General features: G+C 66.2%; 17 protein-coding genes. 8 read left to right on the forward strand and 9 right to left on the reverse strand.

Going from position 1 to position 16,202, the window contains the following annotated elements:
• Positions 1-14: 14 nt before the first annotated feature.
• From SLQ30_RS16370 to SLQ30_RS16390, 5 genes are all read left to right on the forward strand, one after another.
• On the forward strand, positions 15-497 hold the full coding sequence (locus SLQ30_RS16370; RefSeq protein WP_319447251.1) for an FHA domain-containing protein: 483 nt from the start codon (positions 15-17) through the stop codon (positions 495-497).
• A gap of 189 nt (positions 498-686) precedes the next feature.
• Positions 687-1,304, forward strand: coding sequence for a helix-turn-helix domain-containing protein (locus SLQ30_RS16375; protein WP_319447250.1), 618 nt, complete (start codon positions 687-689; stop codon positions 1,302-1,304).
• Entirely contained in the window at positions 1,301-2,212 is a 912-nt protein-coding gene (locus tag SLQ30_RS16380) for an LLM class flavin-dependent oxidoreductase (RefSeq protein ID WP_319447249.1), read from the forward strand. The genes SLQ30_RS16375 and SLQ30_RS16380 overlap by 4 nt, the downstream gene beginning before the upstream one ends.
• An 82-nt stretch (positions 2,213-2,294) precedes the next feature.
• Positions 2,295-2,732, forward strand: a complete 438-nt coding sequence (locus tag SLQ30_RS16385; protein ID WP_319447248.1) for a hypothetical protein — start codon at positions 2,295-2,297, stop codon at positions 2,730-2,732.
• A gap of 12 nt (positions 2,733-2,744) precedes the next feature.
• Positions 2,745-3,437, forward strand: a complete 693-nt coding sequence (locus SLQ30_RS16390; RefSeq protein ID WP_319447247.1) for a TetR/AcrR family transcriptional regulator — start codon at positions 2,745-2,747, stop codon at positions 3,435-3,437.
• Between the two features lie 30 nt (positions 3,438-3,467).
• Here the strand turns inward: SLQ30_RS16390 and SLQ30_RS16395 are convergent, their stop codons facing one another.
• The 7 genes from SLQ30_RS16395 to SLQ30_RS16425 form a co-directional block, all read right to left on the reverse strand.
• Complete coding sequence (locus SLQ30_RS16395; RefSeq protein ID WP_319447246.1) at positions 3,468-4,355, reverse strand: NAD(P)-dependent oxidoreductase; 888 nt, start codon at positions 4,353-4,355, stop codon at positions 3,468-3,470.
• Between the two features lie 8 nt (positions 4,356-4,363).
• A complete protein-coding gene (locus tag SLQ30_RS16400) occupies positions 4,364-4,750 on the reverse strand; it encodes a carboxymuconolactone decarboxylase family protein (RefSeq protein WP_319447245.1) in 387 nt (128 codons plus the stop codon).
• Positions 4,751-4,774: 24 nt separating this feature from the next.
• Positions 4,775-6,391 (reverse strand): peptide chain release factor 3, encoded by a 1,617-nt coding sequence (locus tag SLQ30_RS16405; RefSeq protein ID WP_319447244.1) that lies wholly within the window; start codon positions 6,389-6,391, stop codon positions 4,775-4,777.
• A gap of 60 nt (positions 6,392-6,451) precedes the next feature.
• Positions 6,452-7,261: an SDR family oxidoreductase gene (locus tag SLQ30_RS16410; RefSeq protein WP_319447243.1), complete on the reverse strand. Its 810-nt coding sequence runs from the start codon at positions 7,259-7,261 to the stop codon at positions 6,452-6,454.
• 74 nt (positions 7,262-7,335) lie between these two features.
• Positions 7,336-9,168: a sulfatase-like hydrolase/transferase gene (locus SLQ30_RS16415; protein ID WP_319447242.1), complete on the reverse strand. Its 1,833-nt coding sequence runs from the start codon at positions 9,166-9,168 to the stop codon at positions 7,336-7,338.
• A complete protein-coding gene (locus tag SLQ30_RS16420) occupies positions 9,161-9,628 on the reverse strand; it encodes an SRPBCC family protein (RefSeq protein WP_319447241.1) in 468 nt (155 codons plus the stop codon). Before SLQ30_RS16420 ends, SLQ30_RS16415 begins: the two co-directional genes overlap by 8 nt.
• Before the next feature lie 75 nt (positions 9,629-9,703).
• Positions 9,704-10,861 carry an acyl-CoA dehydrogenase family protein gene (locus tag SLQ30_RS16425; RefSeq protein ID WP_319447240.1) on the reverse strand — a complete coding sequence of 386 codons (1,158 nt, stop codon included), beginning with the start codon at positions 10,859-10,861 and terminating at the stop codon, positions 9,704-9,706.
• A 109-nt stretch (positions 10,862-10,970) separates the two neighbouring features.
• Here SLQ30_RS16425 and SLQ30_RS16430 point away from each other — a divergent pair, with 109 nt between their 5' ends.
• The gene (locus SLQ30_RS16430; protein WP_319447239.1) at positions 10,971-12,473 is read left to right on the forward strand and encodes a subtype B tannase; all 1,503 of its coding nucleotides are present in this window, start codon (positions 10,971-10,973) and stop codon (positions 12,471-12,473) included.
• On the opposite strand, the gene SLQ30_RS16435 is transcribed toward SLQ30_RS16430, so the two are convergent.
• Positions 12,464-13,669, reverse strand: a complete 1,206-nt coding sequence (locus SLQ30_RS16435) for a helix-turn-helix domain-containing protein (protein WP_319447238.1) — start codon at positions 13,667-13,669, stop codon at positions 12,464-12,466. The genes SLQ30_RS16430 and SLQ30_RS16435 overlap by 10 nt on opposite strands.
• Before the next feature lie 85 nt (positions 13,670-13,754).
• On the opposite strand from SLQ30_RS16435, the gene SLQ30_RS16440 reads away from it, so the two are divergent.
• On the forward strand, positions 13,755-14,840 hold the full coding sequence (locus SLQ30_RS16440; RefSeq protein WP_319447237.1) for a ferredoxin reductase: 1,086 nt from the start codon (positions 13,755-13,757) through the stop codon (positions 14,838-14,840).
• A gap of 10 nt (positions 14,841-14,850) precedes the next feature.
• Positions 14,851-16,008, forward strand: coding sequence for an acyl-CoA desaturase (locus tag SLQ30_RS16445; RefSeq protein WP_319447236.1), 1,158 nt, complete (start codon positions 14,851-14,853; stop codon positions 16,006-16,008).
• On the opposite strand, the gene SLQ30_RS16450 is transcribed toward SLQ30_RS16445, so the two are convergent.
• A complete protein-coding gene (locus SLQ30_RS16450) occupies positions 16,005-16,190 on the reverse strand; it encodes a hypothetical protein (RefSeq protein WP_319447235.1) in 186 nt (61 codons plus the stop codon). The genes SLQ30_RS16445 and SLQ30_RS16450 overlap by 4 nt on opposite strands.
• Positions 16,191-16,202: the final 12 nt, after the last annotated feature.

The raw sequence follows: 16,202 nt of genomic DNA on the forward strand, positions 1-16,202 counted from the left end.
CGTGCGGGTTCCCGGTGAGCGGCCGCTTCTGCGAGACGTGCGGACACGATTCCGCGCTGCCCGCGCCTGCGGAGCCCGTGCACGCTGAGATCACCGCGGTGGGTTGGACGGCCGTGGTTTCTGCCGACCGTGAGTTCTACGAACGCGTGCTCCTCCGCGAGGGCCCCGAGACCGTCGACTTCCCGCAATTCTTCCCGGTCCGCCGAATCCCGTTGCAGAGCAGCACCGCACTGATCGGGAGGGGTAACCGCGACCAGGGTGTGCAGCCGGAGATCGACCTCGGCATCCACCCCGCCGACCGCGGGGTCTCCGGACAGCATGCGGTGCTACGCATCCACGACTCGGGGATCACCGTGACCGACCTGGGCTCGACCAACGGGACCAGTATCAACGGCAGTGACACCCTCCTGCCGAAGAACGAGGAAACTCCGCTTGCGAACGGGGGCCGCATCCACGTCGGCGCGTGGACCACGATCACGATCGAGCAGGGGAGTTAGCGCTGTCCGTATAGTGCTGGCGCAGCTCGCCTTTGAGCACCTTTCCTGCGCTCGACAGCGGCAACGCATCGACCACCGCGACGCTTCTTGGCAGCTTGTAGCGATTCCTCGGCGGGGCGGATTCCTCACGCTAGATAGCGGACGATCGTCCTGTCAATACCGGATGAGTGTCCGGTATATGCTGACGGCGTGGGGGCCACCGCTCAACGCCCGACGCGCCGGACTCAGCAGCAGCGCGTCGACGCGGCTCGGCGCGCGATCGTCGATGCGGCGCTGGCCTCGTTGGCCGACCGCGGCTATCAGGCCACCACGTTTGCCTCAGTGGCCGCAGCGTCCGGGCTGTCCCGTGGCGGCTTGCTGCACCACTTCCTGAACAAGACCGAGATGGTGGCCGGAGTGCTCGCGCAGGCCGTCGCCGAGCGGCTGGCCGAGTTCGATGCACAACTCGCGACGCTGAAGCCTGGGCCGAAGAGGTTGGCCGACGCCCTCGACATGTTGTACGAGGTTTTCCACAGCGTGGTCTTCCATGCCGCGGTGGCCACCCATGCCGGCGCTCGACACGACCAAGCGCTGATGGACCGAATCATTCCCGTCTTCAACGCCACCGACGTGCACATTGCCAGCCGCGCAGAAGCGATGTTCGGCGGGAAGATCGCCGCGTCGCCCGACATCGACATGAAGCTGCGGTTCGCGGTCACCGCACTCCGGGGCGACGCCCTACTCGAAGCCGTCGGCGACATCCGGGGGGACAGCCGAACGTGGAACTACGTTCGTCAGCGGATCATTGAGGACTTGGAGCGCACATGACTGGGAACATGCCGACCGCAGGGCCCCGGGTGGGTTGTGTCTTCCGCCCGCAGTTGGCGCCGGAAGGACTTGCGGCCGTGGCCCGCGCCGCCGACGCCGCGGGCCTAGACGAGTTATGGCTGTGGGAGGACTGTTTCGCTCACGGAGGGATTTCGTCCGCTGCGATTGCGTTGTCGCACAGCGATACTCTGACGGTGGGGGTCGGGGTGTTGCCGGCCCCGATGCGCAACGTCGCGCTGACGGCGATGGAAATTGCCACCCTCGAGCGCGCGTTCCCGGGTCGGGTTCGCATCGGGGTTGGTCACGGGGTGCAGGACTGGATGGGGCAGATCGGGGCAAGAGTCTCGTCGCCGATGACCTACCTGCGCGAGTACCTCACGTGTCTCACTGCACTGCTGCGTGGCGAAACCGTCACCTATTCGGGTCGCTACGTTCAGCTGGCTGACGTGTGTCTGGAGTGGCCACCGAATCCCAACATCGAGCTGCTCGCTGCGGCGACGGGCCAGCGCACGCTGGCACTCAGCGGTGAACTGTCTAGCGGGACCATCCTCACCAGTGGAACGACGCCCGATGAAGTCCGAGAAGCGTTGGTCCACATCAATTCCGGACGGCAGGAGTTCGGGCGCATCGGCGCGCACTCGGTGATCGTGAACATCGTCACCGCCACCGGGGCCGACGCCCGTGCGGATGCCATGCGCGAGCTCGAGTTCTGGCAGGTCGACTCGACGAAAGACGCCGCCGCCTTCGGCAGTGCGCAGGACATTGCCCGCGCTGCCCACCGCTGGCTCGCGGCAGGCGCCGACACCGTGGTGCTGCAACCCGCCGCCGACGTGGACATCTCCTCGTTCGTCACGTTCGTCGGATCCGAGGTTGCACCGCTGCTCAAGGGTCCAGTGGTCAATGTTTAGACCAGTGGTCTAATCTATAGACCAGTGGTCTAAAAGGCGGATGGACGGCCCTCCGCCGCCACGTGGACAAGGAGGCGTACTCATGAGCACAACCGTCACCAGTACTGATCCCTCGCTGCGCACCCGCTCGTTCGCGCGCGTGCTCGGACCCTTCATCGCCGTGGTCCCCGCGATCGTCGCGATCCGGGCCGCAAGCCTTGGGAGCATCATGTCCAGCTTCTCGACGGACCCGCTGTGGCCGTGGATGGCGGGGGCGCTGTTGTTCTTCTGCGGCCTGTTTGTCGTTGCGTTCCACCAGTATTGGCGCAGCGTCGCCGCCGTGATCGTTTCGCTGTTCGGCTGGTTCCTACTCCTGCGGGGCTTCGCATTGCTCGCGGTGCCGCAGTTGGTCGTCGACGCTGCCACCTCCGCCGCCCAAACCTCGGGACCTGCGGTCGGCCTGGTGCGGGTCGCCTTCGGACTGCTCGCACTGTGCGGGCTCTACCTGGCCTACGTGGGGTGGGTGAAGAAGGTCGACTGATTCAATATCGTCATGCCGCGCGTTGTGAAACCCAGGGCCGTCCGGCGGACCGAACTGCTCGACCAGGCACTGGCGCTCTTCCTCGAACGGGGTTACGAGAACGTCAGCCTGAACGACCTGCTCGCAAATGAATCTACGTCGAAAGGCGCCTTCTACCACTACTTCCCGTCCAAGGAGGCGCTGGTCACCGCGCTCGCTGAACGCAGTGCCGCGGAAGCGTTCGAAGCGTTGCAGCCAATCTTCGCCCAGCCCGGCAAGAACGCGCTGGATCGCCTCAACGCCGGACTTCGGGCGAGTTACCAGGTCAAGATGGCGATGGGGGCGCCCGAACAGATCGCGGCGATGACGTCCCTACTGAAGCCGCAGAACCAGGCCCTGTACCAGCGGATCGTCACCATCTGGGAGGACCTGTTTCGGCCTGTCCTTACCGATCTGATCGCACAGGGGGTAGCCGAGGGTGTGTTCGACACCTTCGATCCCGAGGGTGTCGGTGACATGATTCAGGGCTTCGCGGCCGGCATGCAGAACCACCTTGTCGACGTGCTCAATGCGCCCGATGCGAGATCGCGCCGTAAGGCGATCGATGTTTCGGTGATGCGGCTCAAGCTTTACGGCGTCGCGACGGACCGAATCCTCGGGTTACCAGACGGGTCGACGGTCGTGCTCGACCGCAAACAGGTCGAGGCGATGGTCGCGCTGCTTTAGCGACCAAGGGGGACGCACGCGGCGTGACCGCTAGGTGCCCTGCACCACGACTCCGGCGGCCTGCTCCATCGGCTTGATCACCGAGGTGAAGTCAGAGTCGGCGCCCGTTTCGCGCAACGCGCCTTCCCACACCCGGCCGACGGCCTGAGCGATCTCCATCGCCAAGCCAAGGGCCTCCACCTGTTCCAGGCAGAGCCGTACGTCCTTGACCATCAGTCCGGTGGCGAAGCCGTAGTCGAACGTGCGGGGTAGCACCGCGCGCGGAAACTTGTCGCGGCTGGCGTGGGTGGCGCCCGAACCGGCGTTGAAGACCTCGATCATCACCGCCGGGTCGAGACCGGCCTTCACGCCAAGCACGACGGCTTCCGAGGTCGCCGCCAAACTCGTTGCGGCAAGCAGATTGTTGGCGAGCTTCATGGTCTGCCCCGCACCCGGTTGCACGCCGATGAAGAAGACGTTGCCGAGCACGTCGAGCGCAGGCCGCACGGCGGCTACGTCTGCCTCCGGCCCCGAGACCATGAGTGCCAGCGTGCCCTTCTGCGCGCCGCCGACACCGCCGCTGACGGGGCAGTCGACCTGGACGATGTTGCGCTCGGCGAGCAGGTCGTGAATGCGGACCGCCGTCGGCGCGCCCACGGTGGAGAAGTCGACGAAGCGCTTCACCCGTTCGCCGCTGACGACACCGTCGGGACCCGTTGCGACGTCAATCGAGGCCTGGACCGACGGCAGGCTGGCCATCACGGTCTCGACCCGGTCGGCGACGTCCTGCACCGAGGACCCGGCTTCGGCGCCGAGCGCCACCAGTTCGTCGACGACCTCTGGGCGAGTGTCGAAGACGACGACTCGGTGATTGGCCTCGATGAGACGGCGGGCCATCTGAAAACCCATGTGGCCCAGGCCGATGAATCCGATGTCCACGGTGTCTCCTAGCCCTGATCCAGTTCGGCGAACACCTCGCGCGCGATACGGAAGCTGTCGACGGCGGCGGGCACGCCGGCATAGATGGCGACCTGCAGGAAGACCTCGCGGATCTCATCTCGAGTGACGCCGTTGGTCAGGGCGCCCTTGATGTGGGTACGTAGCTCGTTGGGCCGGTTGAGAATTGGGATCATCGCGAGGTTGAGCATGCTGCGCGTCTTCAGTGGCAGTTCGTCGCGACCCCACACCGCGCCCCAGCAGTACTCGGTGACCAGATCCTGAAGCGGCCCGCTGAAGTCATCCGCTTCGCTCAAGGCCTTGTCCACGTATGCGTCACCGATGACGGCCCGACGGATCGCCAGGCCTTTGTCGTAAATTGGCCGATCCGAAGTCATGCCGGAAGTGTACGACTACGTGTATTAATCGGCTGCGGCCACCAGCGAGCGCAGGTGCACGTTCGGGTTGTCGCGCTGGAACCCCTCGAGCCGCCAGCTGGTGGAGAACAGCGCCAGCATCACTCCGTCGGTCCGCGTCAGAACTTCGGCCGACGGCTGCCTGTTGAGGAAGTCCGCGTCCTCCGGATCGACGATCCGCGCGACGGTGTACGGCAGCGACTCCAGGGAGATCGGCGCGCTGAGTTCGGCGGCCATCCGATGCGTGGCCACCTCGAACTGCATGGGGCCGACGGCGGCGAACACGGGCGCCTGGTCGCCGCGCTTGTCGGACCTCAGCACCTGAACGACGCCTTCTTGCTCAAGCTGCTCGATTCCCTTTCGGAACTGCTTGTGCTTGCTCGGATCGGTGCCGCGGGCCACCGCGAAGTACTCGGGGGAGAAGCTCGGGATCGGCGGGTACTGCACGGGGACGTCGCGGTAGAGCGTGTCGCCTGGACGCAGCGCAGCGGCGTTGGCCAACCCGATGACGTCGCCAGGCCATGCGGCATCGAGCGTGGACCGCTGCTGGCCGAACACCGATTGCGCGTACTTGGTCACGAATGGCTTCCCCGTGGCGGCATGGGTCAGCACGTCGCCCCGCTCGAAGGTGCCCGAATACACCCGGGCGTACGCGATGCGGTCGCGGTGAGACGAGTCCATGCCTGCCTGCACCTTGAACACGAAGGCGCTGAACGGCGCCTCGGTGGGCCGTCGGTGGCCCTCGACGTCGACCTGCCCGCTGGGTGGCGGAGCAAGCTGCACCAGCACGTCGAGGAGTTGGTTGACGCCGAAGTTCAGCGCGGCGGAGGTGAACAAGACCGGTGTGGACTCGCAGCCGAGGAAGGTCTCGGGGTCGTAGTCGGCGCCATCGGCTTCGAGCAACTCGGACTCCTCGACCGCCCGGTCCCAGTCGACCCCGGCGGCGTCATGGGCCTGCTCGGGGGCGATGTGCTCCTCGGGTGCGGCCTTGGCGCCGCCTGCGGTCCTGGTGTAGCGGATGAAGTTGCCAGAGCGCCGATCGAGTACGCCCTTGAAGTCGCCTGCGATTCCGACTGGCCACGTCAGCGGCGTGGGCCGCAGCCCGATGCGCGCCGCGATCTCGTCCATGAGTTCCAGCGGATCGCGCCCGGGCCGGTCCCACTTGTTGATCACCGTGATGATGGGGATGCGGCGATGGCGGCAGACCTGGAAGAGCTTGAGGGTCTGCGGCTCAAGGCCTTTGGCGGCATCGATGAGCATCACCGCGCAGTCGACGGCGGTGAGCACGCGGTAGGTGTCTTCGGAGAAGTCGGCGTGGCCGGGGGTGTCGAGCAGGTTGATGACGCAGTCCTGCCCCGCCGTGGAGTACGGGAACTGCAGCGCCGTCGACGTGATCGAGATGCCTCTGGCCTTCTCCATCTCCATCCAGTCCGAGACCGTTGCGCGGCGGCCCGCCTTGCCGTGGATGGCGCCTGCTTCGGTGATGGCATTGGCGTGCAGCACCAGCGCCTCGGTCAACGTGGACTTACCCGCGTCGGGGTGGCTGATCACGGCGAAGGTTCGGCGGCGGGCGGCTTCGGCGGAGACTTTGTTTGCAGGTCTGGCCAGGTCATTGACGGTCATCTCTCCGTCGATGATATTGGCCGCAGGCCCGGATCAATAATCGTGCTGCCAGCGGACCGGCTACATGTGCGTCCCACCGTCGATGCGCACTTCGGTGCCGGTGACGAAGTAGGCGTCGTCGGAGCCGAGCATCGCCACCACCGCGGCCACCGCGTCGGGCTTCGCGAACATGGCGCCACCCTCAAGGGGCAGCAGCGCCTGGATCTTGCCGAGCAACGAGAAGTCCATGTCGTCGGGCAGTCCGGGTCCGATGCTCTGCTTCGACTCGCCGACGCCGTCGGTCATCCCCGACGAGATGGATCCTGGCTGCACGCTGTTGAATCGGATCCGCTCCTTGCTGAACTCCAATGCCAAGGCGTGCGTCATCGCCTGGATGCCGCCCTTGGAGGCGGCGTAGGCGGACATGTACGGATGCGCGAAGGTCGCCGACGTGGAGCTGAAGTTCACGACTGCAGGCGAATTTCCCTGTCGCAGCGCAGGAATCGCCTCCCTGGTAACCAGAAACGTGCCGATGAGATTGATCCGCACCACATGCTCGAAATCGGCCAGTGTGGTGTCGGTGAAGTGCGCCGACCGCAGGATCCCGGCCGCGTTGACCAAGGTGTCCAACCCGCCCAGCGTCGCGACTGCTTCGGCCATGCCCGCTTTGACCGACGCTTCGTCGCCGACGTCCAGCTGCACCGTGGACAGCCGGTCGCCGTGCCCGTCGGCCTTGGCCACGGTGTCCTTCAGCCCTGACTCGCTGATGTCGGCGGCGGCCACGCGGCCGCCCTCCTCGAGGATCCGGAGCACGGTGGCTTGTCCGATGCCAGACCCGCCGCCGGTGATCAGGACGCGGCGGTCGGCATAGCGCTGAAGCGAAGAAGGCATGCGCGAAATGATGCCCTCTTGAGGGCCTTGGCGTCCGCCGGTTGTCCCAATGACCGGACGCACCGGCACGTCGGCTACTTCCTCAGGCGCGCCAACACCTGTTTCACCACACTGGGTGACTTGCCGGTGGGCGGCTGCCGCTCGACGTACGGCCATGGCCGATTGCGCTCCGGCACCGACGAGGCGCGGGCGCGCTTGAGCTCCATCCTCAGGTGCTGGCGTAGTTCGTGCAGATCGGGGTCGGTCCACCGGTTCTTGGCCTCGACCGGGTCGGCGGTCAGGTCGTAGAGCTCCCACTGATCGTCGATCGGATCGGTCCGGTACGCCTCGCCGCCGATGCCATTGGAGGCCAGCTGGCGCACACCGGGTTCGGTCCACGTCGAAGGATCGTCGAAGGTACGGACCAGCTTCCAAAGGTGTCCGGCGCCACCGGGCGCTCCGCCTTCCTCGCCGGCGTCGTCGACCCGGACCACCAGGCCCTCGAAGTTGGAGGCCACGTGTGCGGGCAGCTTGATGCGAAGTGGCGCGGGCGGATTCACTGTCTGGCCTAGCTGGCGGGCCGCTGCCGATGCGCCGGTGTCGCCTTCGAGTACGTTGTCCCGCGTCATCAGGTAGACGGCCCGATCCTCGTCGGCAGGCGCGCCGTCGACCACCGGCATCAGGTCACGACCTGGCAGCGGGTGCACTTCGGAAAACGATTCCGACAACACGGCCTCGACGGCATCCACGTCGATACCGGCCGCGCCAAGCAGGGTGGGTACGAGGTCGACGTGCGACGTCGGCGCCGTAACGGTGCGAGCCTCCGTCGCATCGGCGCCGATGCGGGCGATGACGAATGGCACCCTGGTCGCCTCGTCGTAGAGGTTGAACCACTTCTGGTGCAGTCCGCCGTGCGCCCCGAGTAGCTCGCCGTGATCGGACGTGCGCACCAGTACGGCGTTGCCGGACCCGCCCTCGGTGACGGCGCGGAGCACCCTGTCCAGCGGCGCGTCGACCTCGGCGTGCAGGCGATAGTAAAGGTCGCGGTACTGCTGGGCGTTGCGCTTGTAGCCGCGGCCGATGGCGGGGGCGGGACCGTAACCGGAGTAGTACGCCTCGCGGAACGCGATCTGTGCGGCCGGCTTGGTACGCAGGTCCTCCTCTGCCGTCGGGGCCGCGGGCACGTGGGGCGGATCCAGCGTGGGGGTGGGATCCAGCGGGCTGCGGCGCTGCCAGGCCGGGAACAGCACGATGTCGTGTGGATTGACGAAGCTGGCCACCAGCAGGAACGGGCGCAGCGCCTGCTCGTCGCCGGCGCGCCTTCGGGCGTAGCGATCTTCGAGCCACGCCACGATTCGGTCGGCGAAGAGCGGATCACGACGAAAACCGCTGTTGGACATGGCCGCTCCATGCGGCTCCGGACCGACCCAGCCGGAGAAGCCGTACGGGTCGAGCGGATCGGCGTCGAGATAGCGCTGCACTGCGGCGTGATCGACGACGCCGTCGTCGTCGTTGGTCGCCAACGGCTCACCGGTGACCGGGTCCTCGAGGTCGGCATGCGAGATGTGCCACTTGCCGTCGTAGTGGGTGTCGTACCCGGCGGCGCGGAACCAGTTGCCCAGCGTCGGCACCTCACCTCGGCGCAGCCAGCGCAGCCGGGAATCGTCGTAGCGCTTGCCGATTCCATCGGTCTGGGTGACCCCGTGCAGATCTGGATACTGACCGGTGAAGATGGTCGGCCGACTGGGCACACACGCCAGCGATCCGGTGTAGTGCCGCGCGAAGCTCACGCCGTGCTCGTCGAACCAGCGGCGGCAACTCAAGATGCGCTGACGCCAGGCGAGCACGTCGGCCGACTCATACGGTGGGACGGCACGTTCCTCGTCGGTCATGAGGATGACGACGTCGGGGGGTGCTGTCTCACCCATGTGCGTGCTCCATTCGATTTGCCAGGGCGGCCAACAGCGAGTCGGATTGCTTTGCCATCCCGCGGCACACGACCCACCCAGCGGCGCGAGCCACAGGGGTGGAGCCGAATTCCAACCTGCTGGTCAGCGTCACCTCGGTCGCGCTACCGGAGGACGCCAGCGTCCAGCGGTTGACGACGTGGCGAAACTGCTTTGGCAGACCCGTGATGGCATAGGCGATGGCCGATGGCGGTTCGAACTCGATGATGCGTTCCACCACGGTGTTCCGTCCGACCTGCACACGCCGAGTGGTGTCGATCGCGCCGCCGTCCGGTCCCTGGTTCAGGATGCAGGAGTGGTCGGCGCGCGCCGCCCAGGAACTCAAGGAGCCGAAGTCGGCCAGCACATCCCAGATCGCCTGTGGCGGGGCCGCTATCGTCCGCGTACGGCTGATGTCTGCCACTCCGCCATCCAACACCATGGCGGGGGCATGTGTCGCCGGTCTTCGATAGCTGGCCTCAAGTCTTGACGGCCGCGAGACGACTGCGCGAATGTCTCACAGCCCCATGTTCTTTGCGATGATCAACTTCATCACTTCGCTAGTTCCGCCGTAGATGCGGTTCACGCGGCTGTCGGCATACAGCCGGGCGACCGGATACTCGGTGATGTAGCCGTAGCCGCCGTGCAGTTGCAGGCAGCGATCGATGACCCTCGAGGCCACTTCCGTGCAGAACAGCTTGGCCGACGCGGCGTCGGCAGCCGAGAGTTCGCCCTTGTCGAGTGCCTCGACGGCGCGGTCGACGACGGCCTCGCAGGCGTCCACTTCGGCCTGACAGGCGGCGAGTTCGAACTTCGTGTTCTGAAAGGCCGCCACGGGCTGGTTGAAGACCAGGCGATCCTTCGTATACGCCTTGGCGAATTGCACGGCCGCCTTGGCTTGCGCGTACGCGTTGACGGCGATGCCGAGCCGTTCCCTTGGCAGATTGTGGCCAAGATAGGAGAAGCCTCGATGCTCCTCGCCGAGCAGATCCTCGACGGGCACCATGACGTCGGTGAAGCTCAGTTCGGCCGTGTCGGACACCTTCAGGCCGAGCTTGTCGAGTTTGCGGCCCACCGAGTAGCCGGGCAGCGTCGTGTCGACGACGAGCAGTGAGATGCCGTAGCGCCGATCGTCCTCGCTGGGCGGCGCGGTGCGTGCGCACACGATCATCCGGTCGGCCTGGACACCGCCGGTGATGAACGTCTTCGAGCCGTTGAGCACGTAGTGCTTGCCGTCGTCCGTCAACTTGGCGGTGGTACGCATGCCTGCCAGATCCGATCCGGTGCCGGGCTCGGTCATGGCGATGGCGAACATCGTCTCGCCGGTGACGAATCCCGGCAGCCAGCGTTGCTTCTGCTCGTCGTTCGCGTAGGCCTGCAGGTAAGGCAGGCACAGCGTGATGTGCGCGCCGGACGCCCCGAACGACACGGCTGCGCGGTTGGTCTCCTCGGACAGGATCGCCTGAAACTTGTACGACTCGATGCCGGCCCCGCCGAACTCCTCCGCGACCTCGATCCCGAATACGCCCAGTTCGCCCAGCTTGAGGTAGAAGTCTCGCGGCACGATGCCGGTTTCGTACCACTGATCGAACACCGGGACGACCTCGGATTCGATGAAGTCGCGGAGCGTCGTGCGGTAGGTCTCGTGGTCGTCGTCGTACAGCGTTCGCTTCATGGCTCCCACGCTACGAGCTGGTCTGACCCGCCTTCAGGTAACGGGTAACCCCGGCCCGCGATGGGTATGTGTACCCCGCGTAGCGGATATTCATGACGAGGAGGACCGGGTGAACGCCGAGGTGAACCGCAGGACGCTCGTGTTGGGGCTGGGCGCCGTCGCGGGAATGACATTTCTCGGCAGCTGTTCGGGTGGTAGCCGGCCGTCGCCGAGTGGCCCCGGTGCACCCAGTGCGCTGGTCTTCGGTGGCAACCCGGCCGAGCAGACGACGACGATCACCACGGATGCGGGCCCGAAGGTTGTCACCTATCGCTTCTACGGCCCGGTGACCTACGTGGCCAACCCGGTCGACGAGGACTACCAGAGCTTGGTCGTTAGTGTCCCGATCTCGATCGACGGCAAAGCCGTGGACGCGGCCAATGCTCCGATCGTCTTCGTCAACTCGGTATGGGGCTACATGCCTGCCACGGTGAAGGACGCCAAGGGTGTTGGCGAGGCCGGGCTGCACGCGGGAGTCAACCTCGCCCAATTGGCCCTTGCTGCTGGCTATGTCGCAGTGGAACCGGGCTGCCGGGGTAGGTCACTGGTCGACGCAGGCGGCGCCTACTACGGCACGGCGCCGGCGGCCATCGTCGACCTCAAGGCCGCGATCCGCTACCTGCGGTTCAACAGGGGCCGCATCCCCGGCAACACCGACCAGCTCATCTCGACGGGAACGAGTGCAGGGGGCGCACTTTCGGCGCTTCTCGGTGCGTCCGGCGACAGCCCGCGCTACTCGAGGTATCTCGACGAACTGGGGGCCGCCGACACCAGCGACGCCATCTTCGTCAGCGCCGATTGGTGCCCGATCACCGACCTTGAGCACGCCGATGCCGCCTACGAGTGGAACTGGGGCACCAACGTCACCCAAGCCCCGGGTGGCCAAGTCGACCAAGCGCTCTCGGGTGAACTACGCGCTCAGTTCGCGCAGTATCAGGCTGCGCTGAAAATCAACGGCCGCAATGGCTTCGGCCCGCTCAGCGCGGAGACCTATGGCGACTACCTGCTGAAGGAATACTTGCAGCCCTCGGCCGCCCGCTACCTCACGGCATTGCCGGATGCCGAGCGCTCGGCGTATCTCGCGGCCAACCCGTTCATCGCATGGGCCGACGGCAAGGCCGGCTTCGACTGGTCCGGCTACCTCGCACACGTCGGGCCGCGAAAGAAGGCCCTACCCGCGTTCGATGCCTTCGACCTGTCCGCGGCCGAGAACAACGAGTTCGGCGGCGGAACGACCAAGGCAAGGCACTTCACCCAATTCGGCATCGACCACGACACGACCGGGCTCAAGAGTCACCGACTGGACGGCGACATCTCCGAACTCGTCGACTTGATGAATCCGATGTACTTCCTCGGCCAGCCGAACCCGAATCATGCTCCGCACTGGTGGATTCGGCTCGGCACCAAGGACACCGACACCGCACTCACCGTCAGTGCCAACCTGGCCGCGAAGCTCGACGCGCTCGGCGCCGACGTCAACCACCAGATGTATTGGGACGAGGGGCATGGCGCCAACACCGACGCGGCCGAGTTCATCGCCTGGATTCGCACGGTGACCGACTATCAGGGCTGATGTCGTGAAATACCCAGTGCCACAGTCAGTTCAAGGATGGTCCTTGGATCGTTGAGCCGATCCCCGTAGAGCTCGCGCAGCTGAGTCATTCGGTAGCGCACCGTCTGTGCGTGCACGAACAGGTCCGCGGCCACGGCGTCGCGTTGGCCTTGATGTAGCAGCCAGGACCTCAGGGTGTCCGCCAATCGCTCGGCGGTGTTGGGCCGCAAATGTGCGAGCGGCGCCAGGGCGTGGCGGCGGAGATCGTCGGCGGCCTCCCGGTCGGCGGTCAGCACCAACTCGACGAGATGTTGGTCGGTGTCGACGATCTCGACATCATCGGCGATGGTCAGCTCACGCGCCCGCAGCGCGCGGCGATACGACGACTGGACCTCCATCCACGGCCGCGCGGGACCCACCAGCGCCCGCCTGCCCTGCAGAGCCGAGCGCAGCTGACCGCGGTGGCGGCCGTCCAGGTCGGGAACGAGCAGCACGGCCAGCGACTCCGACGCGTCTACGCCCGGAAGGTCCTCACTGAGCTGCAACGTCGACTGGCCGAATCGTGCTGCCAAGCCGCGGGTTTGAGCTTCTGCCACTACCACTGCGGTCAAGGTCTCGGGTGGACGCCAGTCGGCCTGCTCGGCGCTCGCGCGCAACGTCTCGGGGGGCTCGCCGGCAAGCAACTGTTTGGCGAGTCGCTCGAGGTAACGCTGCCGCACCCGGCCCGTCGTCGCCAGTTCGTCGGCGTGGCCCGCGACGCTGGATGCCGACAGTTCGTCGATGAAGGCGAAGACCAGTTCCGCGAAACGGGCCACGGTGGCGGCCGACTGTCCCCCCTCGACCGCAGTGGCTGACAGTTCCTGCCAGGCCACGCGGGCGCCGACGCGGTAGGCCGACAGCAGCGCGTCCATGGAGCGGCCCTGGCGGGCCTCACCCCGACCCAGCTCGTAGGCTCCGTCGAGGGCGGGCCGCAGCGTCGCGGTCGGGTCGGAATCGTGTGCGCGCACGGCCAGCCGCAGGAAGGCGCCGAGCGCCATCTGCACTGCGTTCTCGATGACCTGGCCCATGCGCCCGCTGAACGCCCGGGTGTAGCTGGGCACCTCGACGGTCACCGCGGTCACGGTCCGTTCCGCCATTCGCGGCAGCACGGCCTGCAGCGCCTCGACCACCTCTTCAGGGAGGTCGAGGCCAGTGAAGCGAAGTGCCGGCTCGGACAAAACTATCCTTTGCGAACAAATTTGTGGCGACTATTCACGCTCAATGGTCAAGACTTTATACCCTCTACTCAGCCACAGTGGGAACATGACAACAACAGCACCCCGCCCGACCGCTGTCGGCGCGTTGCGGGAGCGGGTCATCAAGTTCGCCGAACGGGTCACCACCCCGCTGGTCCCCGCCGACTACCTCGACGTCATCGACCCGCTTCGCTCGGGCGCCGACTTGCGCGGTCGCATCGTCGCCATCGAGCCCGAGACCCGTGATGCGGTCACCGTGGTCATCAAGACCGGACGAGGTTGGAAGACCCACACTCCTGGGCAGTACGTCCGCATCGGCATCGACGTCGACGGGGTCCGCCAGTGGCGGGCCTACTCGCTGACCTCCGACACGAGCCGACGCGATGGTTGCATCGCCATCACGGTGAAGGCCATCCCGGACGGCGTCGTCAGCAATCACCTCGTCCGGCGCGCAGCAGTCGGGACCGTCGTCCAACTCGACCAGGCCGCGGGTGACTTCACGCTCGGCGCCGAGGTACCGGCCAAGATCCTCTTCCTGACCGCGGGCAGCGGCATCACCCCGGTAATGGGGATGCTGCGCAACCTCGCCGACCGCAGTGCCGACGTGCTGGTCGTGCACTCCGCACCCACCGCAGCCGACGTCATCTTCGGTTCCGAGCTTCGCATGCTGGCCAGCGAAGGCCGAATCCGGTTGGTGGAGAAGCATACCGACACCGAGGGCATGCTCGACGTCGAGCAACTCGACCAGCTGGTCGACGACCTCGCCGAGCGACACACCTGGGCCTGCGGGCCCGCCGGTCTGCTGGACGCACTCGAAAGCCGTTGGGAGGCTGAGGGGATCTCCGAGCGGCTGCACACCGAGCGATTCCGCGCCTCGGTCGTGACCGCAGGCGAGGGCGGCACGGTGACGTTCACGAAGTCGGAAACCGCCGTGGACGTCGACGGTGCCCAAACCCTGCTGGACGCAGGCGAAGCCGCTGGAGTCCTGATGCCATCGGGCTGCCGGATGGGCATCTGCTTCGGCTGCGTAGCACCGTTGCGACAAGGCGCCGTACGCGATCTGCGCAGCGGCGACCTGACCACTGCCGCCGACGGCGTGCTCATCCAAACCTGCGTCTCCGCCGCTGCGGGCGCCTGCGACATCGAACTCTAAGGGAGTCACCATGAATACTCTGCAAGCCACCAAGACCGATCCCACCGCACACCTGTCCGACGAGGACGTCGAGAACATCGGGCGCGAGCTAGACGCCATTCGCGCCGAGCTCATCGCCGACCGCGGCGAGCGGGACGCCGCCTACATCCGAAAGGTCATCGACGGCCAGCGCAAGCTCGAGCTCGGCAGCCGCGCCGTGCTGCTCTTCTCGCTGTTCCCGCCCGCGTGGATCGTCGGCACCGTCGGACTGTCCGTCTCCAAGATCGTGGAAAACATGGAGATCGGCCACAACGTGATGCACGGCCAGTGGGATTGGATGCGCGACGACAAGATCCACTCGACCACCTGGGAGTGGGACAACGCGTCGCCAGCGTCGATGTGGAAGCACTCTCACAACGAGGTGCACCACACCTACACCAACGTGCTCGGCAAGGACCACGACCTTGGCTACGGCATCATGCGCGTCGACGAGGATCAGAAGTGGATGCCGTTCTACCTGGCCCAGCCGCTGTGGAACTTCATCAACGCCTGCCTATTTCAGTACGGCATCGCCGCATACGACCTGCAGATCGGCAAGTACCTCAAGGGCCGCACCGACAAGGACGAATTCCGGGCCCAGGGCAAGAAGGTGCTCGCCAAGGTCCGCAAGCACGCGACCCGCGACTACCTGCTACACCCGCTGCTGTCGGGCCCGTCGGCGTTGAGCACGCTGACCGCGAACCTGACGGCCAACCTGGTGCGCAACTGGTGGACACACTCGGTCATCATGTGCGGGCACTTCCCAGAAGGTGTCGAGACGTTCGAGAAGAAGTCGATCGAGGGCGAGACGCGCGGACAGTGGTACCTGCGCCAGATGCTCGGCTCGGCCAACATCTCCGGAGGGCCGTTGCTGCACTTCATGACTGGCAACCTGTCGTTCCAGATCGAGCACCACCTGTTCCCGGATCTGCCAAGCAACCGCTATCAGGAGATCGCCCCGCGGATTCAGGACCTGTTCGAGCGCTACGGCCTGACCTACACCACCGGATCCATGCCGAGGCAGGTGGCGTCGGCGTGGAAGAAGGTCTTCAAGCTGTCGCTGCCGAATGACTTCAAGCCCACTGCCTTCCTGCGCAAGGCCGCGCCTGCTGCGACCGTCGCGCCGGCCGCGGTGGCCGAAGCTGCCTAGCGATCCTCGACGAAGGCCAGCAGTCGCGGGTCGTCCGTTGTGAACCGGTCGGCCTCCTCGCCGCCGTCGCAGCGCATCAACGCCACCGTGACCCCGTGGCGCGTCCGCGCCACGACCTGCCAGGTGGCGCCGGAGTCGACCCAACGAATCAGCTCGGCAACGTAGTCACGGTCGGCACCCACCGAGTAAGCATC

It is taken from the genome of Mycobacterium sp. RTGN4, from assembly GCF_033804635.1.
GTDB lineage: Bacteria > Actinomycetota > Actinomycetes > Mycobacteriales > Mycobacteriaceae > Mycobacterium.

Excerpts from the sequence above, each read along its gene's own strand:
- SLQ30_RS16380 (WP_319447249.1), top strand. The coding sequence starts at position 1,301 with ATGACTGGGAACATGCCGACCGCAGGGCCCCGGGTGGGTTGTGTCTTC.
- SLQ30_RS16385 (WP_319447248.1), top strand. The coding sequence starts at position 2,295 with ATGAGCACAACCGTCACCAGTACTGATCCCTCGCTGCGCACCCGCTCG.
- SLQ30_RS16390 (WP_319447247.1), top strand. The coding sequence starts at position 2,745 with ATGCCGCGCGTTGTGAAACCCAGGGCCGTCCGGCGGACCGAACTGCTC.
- SLQ30_RS16400 (WP_319447245.1), bottom strand. The coding sequence starts at position 4,750 with ATGACTTCGGATCGGCCAATTTACGACAAAGGCCTGGCGATCCGTCGG.
- SLQ30_RS16405 (WP_319447244.1), bottom strand. The coding sequence starts at position 6,391 with ATGACCGTCAATGACCTGGCCAGACCTGCAAACAAAGTCTCCGCCGAA.
- SLQ30_RS16410 (WP_319447243.1), bottom strand. The coding sequence starts at position 7,261 with ATGCCTTCTTCGCTTCAGCGCTATGCCGACCGCCGCGTCCTGATCACC.
- SLQ30_RS16415 (WP_319447242.1), bottom strand. The coding sequence starts at position 9,168 with ATGGGTGAGACAGCACCCCCCGACGTCGTCATCCTCATGACCGACGAG.
- SLQ30_RS16420 (WP_319447241.1), bottom strand. The coding sequence starts at position 9,628 with ATGGTGTTGGATGGCGGAGTGGCAGACATCAGCCGTACGCGGACGATA.
- SLQ30_RS16425 (WP_319447240.1), bottom strand. The coding sequence starts at position 10,861 with ATGAAGCGAACGCTGTACGACGACGACCACGAGACCTACCGCACGACG.
- SLQ30_RS16440 (WP_319447237.1), top strand. The coding sequence starts at position 13,755 with ATGACAACAACAGCACCCCGCCCGACCGCTGTCGGCGCGTTGCGGGAG.
- SLQ30_RS16445 (WP_319447236.1), top strand. The coding sequence starts at position 14,851 with ATGAATACTCTGCAAGCCACCAAGACCGATCCCACCGCACACCTGTCC.